Origin of the sequence: Burkholderia sp. PAMC 26561 (assembly GCF_001557535.2) — a bacterium.
Taxonomy (GTDB): domain Bacteria; phylum Pseudomonadota; class Gammaproteobacteria; order Burkholderiales; family Burkholderiaceae; genus Caballeronia.
Genome location: NZ_CP014306.1, coordinates 1709663 through 1723503, shown reverse-complemented (window position 1 = coordinate 1723503; position 13841 = coordinate 1709663). Strand labels below are relative to the sequence as shown.

Genomic DNA, 13841 nt, shown 5'->3' with positions numbered 1-13841 from the left:
CCAAGAAGCGTCGATGCCTTTCGCCGGCATCGACGCTTTTTTCATGCCCGCACCGCTTCTATGGAGTCCGCCGGCTCCGCCGCCTTCTGCTGCTGCAACGCCCACATCTGCGCAAACAGGCCTCCGGCGCGCACCAGCTCCGCGTGCGTCCCGCGCTCCACAATGCGTCCGTGATCCATCACGATGATCTGCTGCGCATGCACGACCGTCGACAACCGGTGCGCGATGATCAGCGTCGTACGTTCCCGTGCGATCAGATCGAGTTCATGCTGGATTGCGCGTTCGGATTTCGAATCGAGTGCGGACGTGGCTTCGTCGAAGATGAGGAGCGGCGGGTTCTTCAACAGGGTCCGCGCAATCGCCACGCGCTGCTTCTCGCCACCCGACAATTTCAGCCCGCGCTCACCGACCGGTGTTTCGTACCCGGCCGGCAAGCTTTCGATGAAATCATGAATATGCGCTGCGCGCGCCGCCGCGATCACTTCATCGCGCGAAGCCGATGGCCGGCCATACGCAATGTTGTAGTAGATCGAATCGTTGAAGAGCACCGTATCCTGCGGCACGATCCCGATCGCCGCGCGCAGTGAATCCTGCGTGACGTCGCGAATGTCCTGGCCATCGAGCAGAATCCGTCCGCCTTGCTCGCGCTCCAGATCATAGAAACGAAAGAGCAATCGGCCAAGCGTCGACTTGCCCGAACCGCTGTGGCCGACCACCGCAGTCGTGGTCCCTGCGGGAATGGTGAAGTCCACGTCATGCAGGATCTGCCGCGAACTCTCGTAGGAAAAGCTCACGTTTTCGAAGCGCACTTGCGCACCGTTGACGGCAAGCGGCATCGCGTCGGGCGCGTCGGGCACTTCCCGACCTGCGCCAAGCAGCGTGAACATGCGGTCCATGTCCGTGAGACTCTGCTTGAGTTCGCGATACACCACGCCGAGGAAATTCAGCGGAATATAAAGCTGCAGCATGAACGTGTTGATCAGCACGAGATCGCCGAGCGTGAGGCGTCCTGCAATCACGCCTTGCGTTGCGCGCCACAAGATGAACACGAGTCCCGTGCCGATAATGAACTGCTGTCCGAAGTTGAGCACCGACAAGGACCGCTGCGAGCGGATCGCCGCCGCGCGGTATCGAAGCAGATTTTCGTCGTAACGCTGCGCTTCCCATTCCTCGTTGCCGAAGTACTTCACGGTTTCGTAATTCAACAACGAATCGATAGCGCGTGAATTCGCCCTTGAATCGAGCTCGTTCATGGTGCGGCGAAAATGCGTGCGCCATTCGGTGAGCTTGATCGTGAAGATCACGTAAGTGGCAAGCGCAATCAGCGTGACGACGGCGTAATACGCTTCGTACTTCGTCACAAAAAAGCCGAGCACGAGGCCGACTTCAACGAGCGTCGGCAGGATGCTGTAAAGCGAATAGGAAACGAGTTGCTGAATGCCGCGCGTGCCGCGTTCAATATCGCGCGACATGCCGCCGGTCTGCCGTTCGAGATGAAACCGCAGCGACAACGAATGCAGGTGCCGGAATACCTTCAGCGCAAGCTGCCGCACGGCGCTTTCGGTGACCTTCGCAAACAGGATCTCGCGCAATTCGGTGAAAAGCGACGTCGACAGACGCACAATTGCATATGCCACCACGAGCAATCCCACGCCGCTGATCAGGATGATCGCCGCCGAATCCTGCGCGCGTCCGAGCGCGGTCAGATGCTGGATGGAACTGAGGCTGTCGATGACCTTCTTCATCACGATCGGCACGCCCAGGTTCGCCACCTTCGCGCCGATCAGGCACGTGAGTGCAAACGCCACGCGCCATTTGTACGTGGTCAGGTACGGCAGCAGCGAGCGAATGGTCTGCCAGTCATTGCGCGGACCTTTGGCAAGGGGAACAGGTTCGGAGAGCGAATTGCGGCGCATGGATTCGAGGTCTGCAGAGGTCCGCGCCGCATACTGAAACGACGCTGGACACAGGATGTATCGGGGGCGGGCGCCCGTTTCAGAATGCGGGCTTTCCCGTACAATTCGATGATTACCCCGCGCGGCCGGCTGGTAAAGCGGGCGTAGCACTCGGTGCTAAAAGTCCGCTAAACGAGCCAAGATCGCTCATGCGCGGGGCAACATCGTTTAATCCTGCATTGTCGCAGAAGGCGCAACGGCGCGCTTCACAGCCGGAACGCGAAAGCGCCACCTTTCTCATGGAACTCAAGCTCGTGACCGATTCTTTGCAACTCCCGAACAAGCCGGTCGCACTGCGCGTAGTGCCGCAACCGTCCGATGCCAACGTCCACGGCGATGTCTTCGGCGGCTGGATCATGGCGCAGGTGGACATAGCCGGATCGATCCCGGCGAGCCGGCGCGCGAACGGGCGCGTGGCGACCATCTCCGTCAATTCATTCGTATTCAAGCAGCCCGTCTTCGTGGGCGACCTGCTGAGCTTTTATACGGATATCGTGAAGACGGGGAATACCTCGGTGACGGTTTCCGTCGAGGTCTACGCGCAGCGCATGAGCCTCGCGCAAGACGTCGTCAAGGTGACCGAGGCGACGCTGACTTATGTGGCGACCGACAGCGACCGGCGTCCGCGCGCCTTGCCGGCCCTCGACTGACCCACGCTGCCGGGCGTTCCGTTGCGCGCGGCGGTCCACTTGTGGCTGTTGAGCAAGAGCCCGGGGATATCCTCGGCCGGCAGCGGCGCCGAGAAGAAAAAGCCCTGCATTTCGTCGCAGTCGCGGGCAATCAGGAAATCGAGCTGCGCCGACGTTTCCACGCCCTCTGCGATCACCTGCAATTCGAGCGAATGCGCGAGCGCGATGATCGCCGACGTGATGGTCTCGTTGCCGCTCGGCGTGCCGATATCCGCAACGAACGAGCGGTCGATCTTCAGCCGGTGCACCGGAAAACGCTTGAGATAAGCGAGACTTGAATATCCGGTGCCGAAGTCGTCGATGGCGATCCCAACACCGAGCGCCGCCAGATCGGACAAAGTGGTCACCGCTTCATCAGCGTTGTGCATGATTGCGCTTTCGGTCAGCTCCAGCTCCAGGAACTTTGGCTCGAGCCCCGTCTCGGTCAACACCGACGTCACCAGTTCCCGGATGTCGCGCTGCTGGAACTGCCGCGCCGACAAATTCACCGACATCCGCACGACCGGCAAGCCTTCCTCCTGCCACGCCTTGTTTTGCCGGCACGCTTCGCGCAATACCCACTCGGCCAATGGCCCGATCAGCCCGCATTCTTCCGCGATGGGAATGAACGAATTCGGCGATACCAGCCCGAACTCCGGGTCCATCCAGCGGACAAGGGCCTCCATGCCGACGACATCGCCGGTCTTGAGATCGACTTGAGGCTGGTAGTGCAGCAGGAATTCGCCATCGCGCAACGCACGCCGCAAACGCAGTTCGACGTTCATTCGCGCGCCCACGTTCGCGTTCATTTCAGGCTGATAGAACTGGTAGGTGTTGCGCCCCATGTCCTTCGCGCGATACATCGCCAGGTCGGCTTTCTTGAGCACGGTCTCGGCGTCCGCGCCGTCTTGCGGGAAGAGGCTAGCGCCCATGCTGCAGCCCACGTACAGCTCCGTTCCGTCGAGCCATACCGGGTCTGAAATCGCGCTGCGCACGCGCTCCATCCATCTGATCAGCGCGCTCTCGCACGCAATGTCGGGCAGCACCGCGACGAACTCGTCGCCGCCGTGACGCGCAATGGTGTCGCCCGTACGGCCGCACCTCGCAAGCCGCTCGGCGACCACGGACAGCAGACGATCACCCATGCTGTGCCCGAGGCTGTCATTGACGTTCTTGAAGCCATCGAGATCGACGAAAACCACCGCCAGCGTCGTGTCGCCGGCACGCGCGCGCTCGATTGCGTCCTGCAGCCGGTCGCGCAGCAAATTGCGGTTGGGCAGGCGCGTAAGGGCGTCGTAGTTGGCCTGGTATTCGAGCTGTTCCTGGTATCGGATGACTTCGGTGACGTCGTTGATCACGCCCACGTGATGCGTCGTTTGCCCGTTTGCATCGGGTACGGGCGCGACCAGAAGCTGATTCCAGAACAGCACGCCATCTTTTCGATAATTGCGCAGTACCGCGCTTACTTCGCGGTTTGCGGCGAGACCCGCGCGGATCGCGTTGAGCCCTTCCTGTTCGAGATCCTCGCGCTGCAGGAAACGGCAATCCCGGCCAACGATATCCGACGGGTCGTAACCCGTGATGCGCTTGAACGCCGGATTCGCATATTCGATCACGTTGCCCTTGGCAGTCGTCGAAGTGATCAGCACGGCGTTCACGCACGCGTCGAGTGCCCGGCTTTGCAGGCGCAGCGCGAGTTCAGAGCGCTTGCGGCCGGTAATGTCGTCGTAGGAACCCAGCACGCCGATGATCCGTCCCGCCCCGTCGAGTAACGGCAGCTTGCTCGTCAACGACGTCCGCAACTCGCCGCCGACAAAAAAATCGCGTTCCTGATTCATGACCGGCTGCCCGGTCGCGATAACCATATTGTCCTCGGCGCGAAGCAGTTTGCCGGACGCGGCCCACGGCAACGCGCAATCGGTCATGCCGACGACCTGTTCCTTGCTGGCGAGCCCGGCATCGCGGGCAAACGCGGAGTTGCAGCCCAGATAGCGCGAATCGAGATCCTTCCAGAAAATGCGCTGCGGGACGTTGTCGATAAGCGATTCCAGCATCTGCTTCGAGCGCCGCGCTTCGGTCTCCGCGTTGATCCGGTCGGTGACGTCGTTGGCCAGCATGAAGATGCCTGGCTGCCCCGAATACGTCAGCGCATGCGATGAGATGTCGGCGCTGACCTCGACGCCATCATGGCGCTTGTGACGCCACACGCCCGCCGAATGCTGGCTTCCCGGATGATCGCCGGCGCTGCGCGCCAGCAGCGCGGCGAAGTTCTGGAAGTCGTCGCCGGCGTGCAGATCGCGCACGGTCATCGTGAGGAATTCGAGTTCGTTGTAGCCGTAATGCGAGAGCGCCGCCGGATTGACCGCGACGAAACGGTACGTGTCGGCCTCGACGATCCACATGGGCACCGGATGCGCGTCGAAGAGATCGCGGAAACGCTCGTTGCTGCGCTGCATGGCCCGCGCGATGCGCAGCTTGTCGCGCGACGAACGCTCGTGGCTCGCGAAGGTGTACATGAGCGCGGCGGCGCCCGCGAGCATCGACACGATCAGCAGGAACACCGCGCGGCTCGACGCACGTGCGGAATCGTTCAAGGTCGCGGCGAGCGAATCGGCTTCCTTCGCGCGCAGTTGCGTCAGCTCGACATCGAGCGCTTCCTGGTCTTCGCTCAGGCGCACGAACGCGGCGCGCGCCCAGTCGCGTTCGGCGCCGGGTGCGTCGGCGGCAGCGCGTTCGAACGCCGAATGCGCGTCGCGCTTGGCGATGCGCGCGCTTTCCGCGAGGCCGTCGAAGGCGTTCTGCATGCCGGGCTCGAATGCGAACTGCGCGCGCAGGCCGCTTTCCAGCGCGTCGATATGCGATTCGATATCCGCCCGGACATCGGCGGGTTTGAGCACGCCGGTCGCTTCATACCGGCCGATTTCGGGAAGACTGTCGCCAAGCGCGCTTCGATACACATCGAGGTCGCGCATCAGGCTGAGCGAGCGGCGGGTGCGGACATCGGCATCGCCTTGCAGCCCGATCTGCTCGTACGCGACGAACGCGTTCGCGCCCATCGCCACGAGGACGACCGCGATGTTGACCAGCAGACGGCGCGAAAAGAGTGATTTCATGGTTCCGATAACCGTCACGACGCGCGCTCGAGGGAATGAAACGCGAGTCGTCGGTTCGAATACAGGTTATCGGCGGGGAAACGCGGGAATTTAGAGCAGGCGCTTAATCAGCCAGGCCAAACTCTTTCATGGCGGGGACGAAATCGTGGTTCACCTCGCTCTTGCGCGAGAGTTTCGCGAGCGCGTAGCGCTGGAAGGCCGACAGCTCGGACCAACGGCCAAGACTCGGCGAACCGATACCGCACAAGCTGCTCTGGCGGATCACGCTTTCCGGCACGACGTCCGTGTGCGCCCAGATCGGGTCGCTGTCGGGCGCGAAAGTCACGGGTTTCGAATCCGCGTGAGTACGCAGCATTTCGGCGATGGCCTGATCGAACGCGGGTTCGATCGCCGCGTCGTCCTCCACCGGAAAGCGCGCAAGCAGTTCGCGGTCGCTGTGCGGGAGACGGCGCCAGTCGTCGAGGGAAATGCGCTGACCGAAGCGATCCAGATTAAAACGCACGACGAGCGGGATGAAGCTCAGGTTCTCAGTCGACTCCAGTTCGAATCCGAACAGGCGCGGAGCGTCGTAAAGTGCCATGGCGAGTGCCTCGTGGGCAAGAGGGTCAAGGGAAGCGAGTGAGGCCGCTGTGGGTTATCGTAGGGCCTTGAACGGCTTGTAGTGTGTCTGTTGCACCATAAAGCAGCAAGCGTTATGCCCGGATTTCTCTTATAAATTCTGATAAGCCGCGGCTAAAACGCGACATCGTAAGCAATTAGCAAGAGAGCCAGATCATGAATGACACGGATATCGACGATCAACCCGGCTACGTGGAACGCCACGTCAGGCGTCACCGGCTGGGCGAGATTCGCGAGACCGCCGACGACGTCGGCCAGGAATGGCCCGTCGCGCTCGTCTATAACGGTATTTCCCACGCCGTGATGATGTGCACGCCGCGTGATCTGGAAGCCTTTGCGGTGGGCTTTTCGCTGACCGAAGGGATCGTGGAGCGCGGCAGCGACATTCACGACATCGAGGTGTTTTTTCACAATCCCGAGGGCGATACGCTGCCACACGCGGAACTGCATCTGCAAGTGGTGCAGCAGGCGTTTGTCGCGTTGAAGCAGAAACGCCGTGCGCTCGCCGGGCGGACCGGTTGCGGGGTGTGCGGGATCGAAAGTATCGATTTGCTGGATCTGCAACCGGAACGCGTGCCGGATACCGGCTTTCTCCAGCGTCTCGCCGATGACGCCATCGCCCATGCCGCGCGTGAGCTGCCGGCGCACCAGGGGTTATCGAAGTTGACGGGCGGATTGCACGCAGCCGCGTGGTGCGACGAAACCGGCGCCGTCAAATACGCATTCGAAGACGTCGGCCGCCACAATGCGCTCGACAAGCTGATCGGCCATCTCGTACTGCAGCGCGTGGATACCACGCAAGGCTTCGTGTTCCTGTCGAGCCGGGCGAGCTACGAGCTCGTGCGCAAGTCGGCGCGCGTCGGCGTACCCATGCTCGTGACGATATCCGCGCCTACTTCGCTGGCGATTTCCATCGCGGAAAAGGCGGGATTGCGGCTAGTCAGTTTTGCACGCGAGAACGGGTTCGTGGAGTACGGCGCGGGCTGAACGGGGGCGCGTGCTTAACGGCGCGTGCTTAACGGCGCGTGCTCAACGGGCGCGTGCTCAACCCTTGATACGCGCCCTTCCGATCAGTTGAACTGGCTGAAATCCGGCTTGCGCTTTTCGAAGAACGCCGTGAACGCCTCTTTCGCTTCGGGCGCGGTCAGCATGCTCGCAAAAAATCCCGCTTCTTTCGCCATCTGCGTGCTGACTTCGTCAGCCTGACCGCCCTTCATCAACGCCTTGGTCGCCTTCAGCGATGCCGGCGGCAACGCCGCGAGTTTCCTCGCCTGCGCAAACGCAAAGTCGCCCACTTCTTCCGCCGATAAAACCCGGTTCACGATCCCCATGTTCGCGGCTTCGCTTGCGTCGAATGGCTCGCCGAGCAGCAGCTTTTCAGCGGCACGCTGATACCCCGCTATGCGCGGCAAAAGCAGGCTCGACGCCGCTTCCGGACACAGCCCGAGGTTCACGAACGGCAGCACGAACCTGGCCGTCGATGCCGCGTAGACCAGGTCGCAGTGCAGCAGCATCGTCGTACCGATACCGACTGCTCCGCCGCTTACCGCCGCCACGACCGGCTTCTGGGCCGTGCTGATGCGGCGCAGGAACTGGAACACCGGCGCGTCCGGCTTCGAGGGCGGCGCCTTCATGAAGTCTTCGAGATCATTGCCCGCGCTGAACGTATCGCCCGCGGCGCGGATCAGCACCACGCGCACGGCGGGATCGTTTTCGGCATCGAAGAAAGCATCGGCCATGGTCTGATACATCTCGGCCGTCAGCGCGTTCTTGCGCGCCGGGCGGTTGATCGTGATGCTCAAGACGCCGTCGATGTGTTCCGTGATGATGTCCATTCTCGTCTCCTGAATGAAAAACGGTTCGCGGACCGAAAAGGCACGCGAACCGTCGTTATGCTTCTACGGATAAGCCGCGTTGACCGTTACATCCGTTCGATAATGCCCGCCGCGCCCATGCCCGTTCCCACGCACATGGTCACCATGCCGTACTTCAGGTTGTGCCGGCGCAAACCATGCACGACCGTTGCGGCACGAATGGCGCCCGTTGCGCCGAGCGGATGGCCCAACGCGATCGCGCCGCCAAGCGGATTGATCTTCGACGGGTCGAGCCCCAGGTCCTGGATCACCGCCAGCGATTGCGCTGCAAACGCTTCGTTGAGCTCGATCCAGTCGATATCGTCCTGCGTCAGACCTGCCGCTTTCAACGCCGCCGGAATCGCTTCCTTCGGCCCGATGCCCATGATCTCCGGCGGCACGCCACGCACCGCGAAACTCACGAAGCGCGCGAGCGGCGTCAGGTTGAATTGCTTCAGGATTTTCTCGCTGACCACGATCAATGCGCCGGCGCCATCGGATGTCTGCGAGCTGTTGCCCGCCGTGACCGAACCCTTCGCGGCGAAGACGGGGCGCAGCTTCGCGAGCCCTTCCATGGTCGTGTCCTGACGCGGGCCTTCGTCGTTCTTGATCTCGCGCGCATTGACGCGAATCTCGCCCGTCGCCAGGTCCGGGAACCGTTCGTTCAGCGTGAACGCGGAGATTTCATCGTTGAACTCGCCGGTACGCTGCGCTTCCAAGGCACGCCGATGCGATTCCACCGAGAACGCATCCTGCGCTTCACGGCTGATCTTCCAGCGTTCGGCCACGCGCTCGGCCGTCAGACCCATGCCGTAAGCAATGCCGACGTTCTCATCGCGATCGAAGATATGCGGCGACAGCGACGGCTTGTTGCCCATCATGGGCACCATGCTCATCGATTCACATCCGCCGGCGATCATCACGTCGGATTCACCTACACGAATCCGGTCGGCGGCCATTGCCAGCGCGGTCACGCCCGATGCGCAGAACCGGTTCACGGTCACGCCGCCAACGGTGTTCGGCAAGCCGGCCAGCAACGCGCCGATACGCGCCACGTTCAGTCCTTGCTCGCCTTCGGGAATGGCGCATCCGATGATTGCGTCTTCGATCAGCTTCGTATCCAGCCCGGGCACTTGCGCGACCGCTGAACGGATCGCGTGGACCAGCAGCTCGTCCGGGCGCGTGTTCTTGAAGATCCCGCGCGGCGCCTTGCCGATAGGCGTCCGGCTCGCGGCGACAATGTATGCGTCCTGCACTTGTTTGCTCATTTGCAACTCCTTTGTCCCGTACGCGCCTAGTTACGAACCGGCTTGCCGGTTTGCAACATGCCCATGATCCGTTCCTGCGTCTTCGCGGTGCCGAGCAACTCGACAAACGCACGACGTTCGAGCGCCAGCAACCATTCTTCATCGACGAGACTGCCTGCTTCCACGTCTCCGCCGCAGACCGCTTCTGCGATACGGCTCGCGATCAGGAAATCGTGATCGCTGATGAAGCGGCCATCGCGCATGTTCACGAGCGACGCCTTGATGGTCGAGATCGCCGAGCGTCCTGCCACCGGCACCTGGGTAACCCGCAACGGCGCGCGATACCCGGCAGCGCTCAAAGCACGCGCTTCCTTCTTCGCGATATCGAGCAATTCGTGCACGTTGAAAACGATCGTGTCGGACGCTTTGAGATAACCCATCGAACGCGCTTCCAGTGCCGATGCCGAGACCTTCGCCATCGCCGCGTTCTCAAACGATTTCTGCAGGAATTTCAGGAGGTCGCTGGTTGCGTTGACGGCGCTGGCGGCAGTCGCTGCACGCAACGCCGCTTCCTTCAAGCCGCCGCCGGCAGGCACCAGACCCACGCCCACTTCCACCAGCCCCATGTAACTTTCGATGTGTGCAACACGCTTGGCCGAATGCAGCGCGAGTTCGCATCCGCCGCCAAGTGCAATGCCCGACACGGCCGCGACCACCGGCACGCTCGCGTACTTCACGCGCAACATGCCCTGCTGGAAGTTCTTCACAAACGGTTCGATCCCCTTCGCGCCGCCCATCATGAACGCGGGCATCGCTTCTTCGAGGTTCGCACCGGCCGAGAACGCGCCGCCCGGATTGCCGAGCTTCAACGCCGACGTTTGCCAGATCACGACGCCCTTGTAATCGGCTTCGGCAAGTTCGATCGCCTTCGTCAGGCCTTCGATCACCGCCGGCCCGATCGTGTTCATCTTGCTCTTGAACGATACGATCACGACATCGTCTTCGCCCGCGCGGTCATCGACCCAGGCACGCACGGCATCGGTTTCGAACAGCGTCTTGCCGTAGGTTTTCGGATCGGCGCCCGCTTCGCCAAGCAGCGGCGCGCGGAAAACCTGCTTCTTGTAGACATCGAGCGATGAACGCGGAATGAATTTCGATGCACTCGGCGACCACGATCCTTCCGCGGTATGCACGCCTCCCTTCTCGGCGACGGGACCGTCGAATACCCACGACGGCAGCGGCGCCTTCGACAGCGCCTTGCCTGCATCGATATCCTCTTTCACCCATTGCGCGACTTGCGTCCAGCCGGCCGATTGCCAGCCTTCGAACGGACCTTCGTTCCAGCCGAAACCCCAGCGAATCGCGAGATCGATATCGCGCGCGTTGTCCGCAACGGATTCAAGATGCACGCCGATGTAATGAAACACATCGCGGAAAATGGACCACAGGAATTGCGCCTGAGGATGCTGCGATTCGCGCAGGAGCTTGAGGCGTTCCGCAGGCGGGCGCTTCAGGATGCGGCCGACGAGTTCATCGGCCTTGCCGCCGCCATCGACGTACGTTCCCGTCTTCGGGTCCAGCACCTTGATGGCCTTGCCTTCCTTCTTGTAAAAACCCGCGCCCGATTTCTGTCCCAGCGCGCCGTTCTTCACGAGCGCGGCAAGCACGGCCGGGGTTTCGTACAACGGGAAGAAAGGATCGTCGGGCAGGTTGTCCTGCATTGTCTTGATGACGTGCGCCATGGTGTCGAGGCCGACTACGTCCGCCGTGCGGAACGTTGCCGATTTCGCGCGGCCAAGACGGGCACCGGTGAGGTCATCGACTTCATCGAAGCGCAGTCCGAACTTCTCGGCTTCCGCTATCACCGCGAGAATCGAAAACACACCCACGCGATTCGCGATGAAATTCGGCGTGTCCTTCGCGCGCACGACGCCCTTGCCGACCACGCTCGTCAGAAAAGTTTCGAGCTGATCGAGGATTTGCGGCTGCGTGGTATCGGTCGGAATCAGCTCGACCAGATGCATGTAGCGCGGCGGATTGAAAAAGTGCACGCCGCAAAAACGCGCTTTGAGTTCATCCGGGAAACCCTTCGACAACTCCGTGATCGAAAGCCCCGACGTATTGGTCGCGAAAATCGCCTTCTCGCCGATATACGGCGAAACCTTCTTGTACAGGTCGTGCTTCCAGTCCATGCGCTCGGCGATCGCTTCGATCACCAGGTCGCACTCCGCAAGCGCAGCGATGTCGTCGTCGTAATTCGCGGGCTGGATGTATTGCGCGTCGTCCTTCACGCCGAACGGCGCGGGCGACAGCTTCTTCAGATTCTCGATCGCCTTCAACGCGATGCCGTTCTTCGGACCTTCCTTGGCCGGCAGGTCGAACAGCAGGACCGGCACCTGGGCGTTGATCAGGTGCGCAGCGATCTGCGCGCCCATCACGCCGGCGCCGAGAACCGCCACCTTGCGTATGTTCAGATTGCTCACGTTTGTCTCCGGGAGAGGTATTCGGTATGACGATGCGCTACGTCCGCTGAAGACGTAGCGCAGTGCAAAAGAGGCCTAGAACAAGGCTTCGTCGTATTCCATCAGCGTCTTCGATCCGGCGCGCGCGGCGCGGATCGTCGATGCCGTTTCAGGCAGCAGCTTGGCGAAATAGAAACGCGCGGTGGCGAGCTTCGCCTTGTAGAACGGATCGCCTTCGGCTTCTTTATCCAGCGCGATCCGCGCCATGCGCGCCCAGAAATACGAGAACACCAGATGCCCGACCGTCCGCAGATAAGGCACGGCAGCGGCGCCGACTTCGTCCGGATTCTGCATGGCCTTCATGCCGATTTCCATCGTCAGTTTCTGCACCTTGTCGCCGATGTCCGCAAGCGGGTTGATGAACTCCTGCATCTCCGGCTTCACGCCTTCTTCTTCCACGAAGTCCGTGACGAGCTTGCCGAATTTTTTCAGCTTTGCGCCCATGTCGCCGAGAATCTTGCGGCCGAGCAAATCGAGCGCCTGAATCGAATTCGTGCCTTCGTAGATCATGTTGATACGGGCGTCGCGAACGTATTGCTCCATGCCCCATTCGGAGATGAAACCGTGGCCGCCATAGATCTGCATGCCCATGTTCGTGCCTTCGAACGCGTTGTCCGTCAGGAAGGCCTTGATGACCGGAGTCAGCAACGCGACCAGATCGGCGGCGTCCTTGCGCGCTGATTCGTCGGCGTGGGACAGTTCCTTGTCGATGTTGAGCGCCGCCCAGTACGTGAACGCGCGGCCCGCTTCGGCATAGGCCTTTTGCGTGAGCAACATGCGACGAACATCCGGATGCACGATGATCGGATCAGCGCCTTTCTCCGGCGCTTTCGGACCGGTCAGCGAACGCATTTGGAGGCGTTCCTTCGCGTACGTGAGCGAGTTCTGATACGCGATCTCCGTCAGTCCGAGCCCCTGCATGCCGACGCCCAGACGCGCGGCGTTCATCATCACGAACATGGCGTTCAAGCCCTTGTTCGGCTCGCCGACAAGCCAGCCCTTCGCTGAATCCAGATTGATCACGCACGTGGAATTGCCGTGAATGCCCATCTTGTGTTCGATGGAACCGCACTTCACGCCATTGCGTTCGCCCGGCGCGCCGGCATTGGTCGGAATGAATTTCGGCACGATGAAAAGCGAAATGCCCTTCGTGCCGCTCGGTGCGCCCGGCAAGCGAGCCAGCACCAGGTGCACGATGTTCTCGGCCAGATCATGTTCGCCGCTGGAGATGAAGATCTTCGTGCCGCTGATGGCGTACGAGCCGTCGCTGTTCGGCTCGGCCTTCGTGCGCAGCATGCCGAGGTCGGTGCCGCAGTGCGGTTCGGTCAGGCACATCGTGCCGGTCCAGGTGCCATCCACGAGCTTCGGCAAATAGGCCTTCTGCAACTCGGGCGCGCCGTGCGCGTGCAGGCATTCATAGGCGCCATGCGAGAGGCCGGGGTACATCGTCCAGGCCTGGTTCGCCGAGTTCAGCATTTCAAAAAGCGCGTTGTTCACGAACGCCGGCAAGCCCTGGCCGCCGTATTCCGGATCGCAACCGAGAGCCGGCCAGCCAGCTTCAACATATTGCTTATAGGCTTCCTTGAAGCCCGCCGGCGTGCGCACGACGCCATCGCCTTCGTACGTGCAGCCTTCACGATCGCCAACCTGGTTCAGCGGAAAGAGCACCTCGGCGCAGAACTTGCCGGCTTCTTCCAGAACCTGATTGATCGTGTCAGCGTCGAGATCCGCATGCTTGGGCATGTTCTTGACCTCGTTTTCTACGTTGAGCAACTCGTGCAGCACGAATTGCATGTCACGCAGCGGCGCGGTGTACTGTCCCATTCTTCATCTCCAAGTGTCCAGGAAGCTTGGGCCCTGAGCGC

The 13841-nt window shown here is 61.6% G+C and carries 9 protein-coding genes; 2 read left to right on the top strand and 7 right to left on the bottom strand.

Annotated features, from left to right (window positions below):
• Window positions 1-41: 41 nt before the first annotated feature.
• Window positions 42-1916 carry an ABCB family ABC transporter ATP-binding protein/permease gene (locus AXG89_RS08065; RefSeq protein WP_062169106.1) on the bottom strand — a complete coding sequence of 625 codons (1875 nt, stop codon included), beginning with the start codon at window positions 1914-1916 and terminating at the stop codon, window positions 42-44.
• Between the two features lie 278 nt (window positions 1917-2194).
• On the opposite strand from AXG89_RS08065, the gene AXG89_RS08060 reads away from it, so the two are divergent.
• Window positions 2195-2605, top strand: coding sequence for an acyl-CoA thioesterase (locus AXG89_RS08060; RefSeq protein ID WP_172811905.1), 411 nt, complete (start codon window positions 2195-2197; stop codon window positions 2603-2605).
• Here the strand turns inward: AXG89_RS08060 and AXG89_RS08055 are convergent.
• Complete coding sequence (locus AXG89_RS08055; RefSeq protein WP_069638341.1) at window positions 2551-5736, bottom strand: sensor domain-containing protein; 3186 nt, start codon at window positions 5734-5736, stop codon at window positions 2551-2553. The genes AXG89_RS08060 and AXG89_RS08055 overlap by 55 nt on opposite strands.
• A gap of 103 nt (window positions 5737-5839) precedes the next feature.
• On the bottom strand, window positions 5840-6316 hold the full coding sequence (locus AXG89_RS08050) for a nitrate reductase associated protein (protein WP_062169104.1): 477 nt from the start codon (window positions 6314-6316) through the stop codon (window positions 5840-5842).
• Between the two features lie 194 nt (window positions 6317-6510).
• Between AXG89_RS08050 and fdhD the strand changes: the two genes are divergently transcribed.
• Window positions 6511-7341, top strand: coding sequence for a formate dehydrogenase accessory sulfurtransferase FdhD (fdhD, locus tag AXG89_RS08045; protein WP_062169102.1), 831 nt, complete (start codon window positions 6511-6513; stop codon window positions 7339-7341).
• A gap of 83 nt (window positions 7342-7424) precedes the next feature.
• Here the strand turns inward: fdhD and AXG89_RS08040 are convergent, their stop codons facing one another.
• The 4 genes from AXG89_RS08040 to AXG89_RS08025 form a co-directional block, all read right to left on the bottom strand.
• Window positions 7425-8189, bottom strand: coding sequence for an enoyl-CoA hydratase (locus AXG89_RS08040; RefSeq protein ID WP_062169100.1), 765 nt, complete (start codon window positions 8187-8189; stop codon window positions 7425-7427).
• An 86-nt stretch (window positions 8190-8275) separates the two neighbouring features.
• The gene (locus AXG89_RS08035) at window positions 8276-9475 is read right to left on the bottom strand and encodes an acetyl-CoA C-acyltransferase (RefSeq protein WP_062169098.1); all 1200 of its coding nucleotides are present in this window, start codon (window positions 9473-9475) and stop codon (window positions 8276-8278) included.
• A 26-nt stretch (window positions 9476-9501) separates the two neighbouring features.
• Entirely contained in the window at window positions 9502-11937 is a 2436-nt protein-coding gene (locus tag AXG89_RS08030) for a 3-hydroxyacyl-CoA dehydrogenase/enoyl-CoA hydratase family protein (protein ID WP_062169096.1), read from the bottom strand.
• 75 nt (window positions 11938-12012) lie between these two features.
• Entirely contained in the window at window positions 12013-13800 is a 1788-nt protein-coding gene (locus AXG89_RS08025; RefSeq protein WP_062169094.1) for an acyl-CoA dehydrogenase C-terminal domain-containing protein, read from the bottom strand.
• Window positions 13801-13841: the final 41 nt, after the last annotated feature.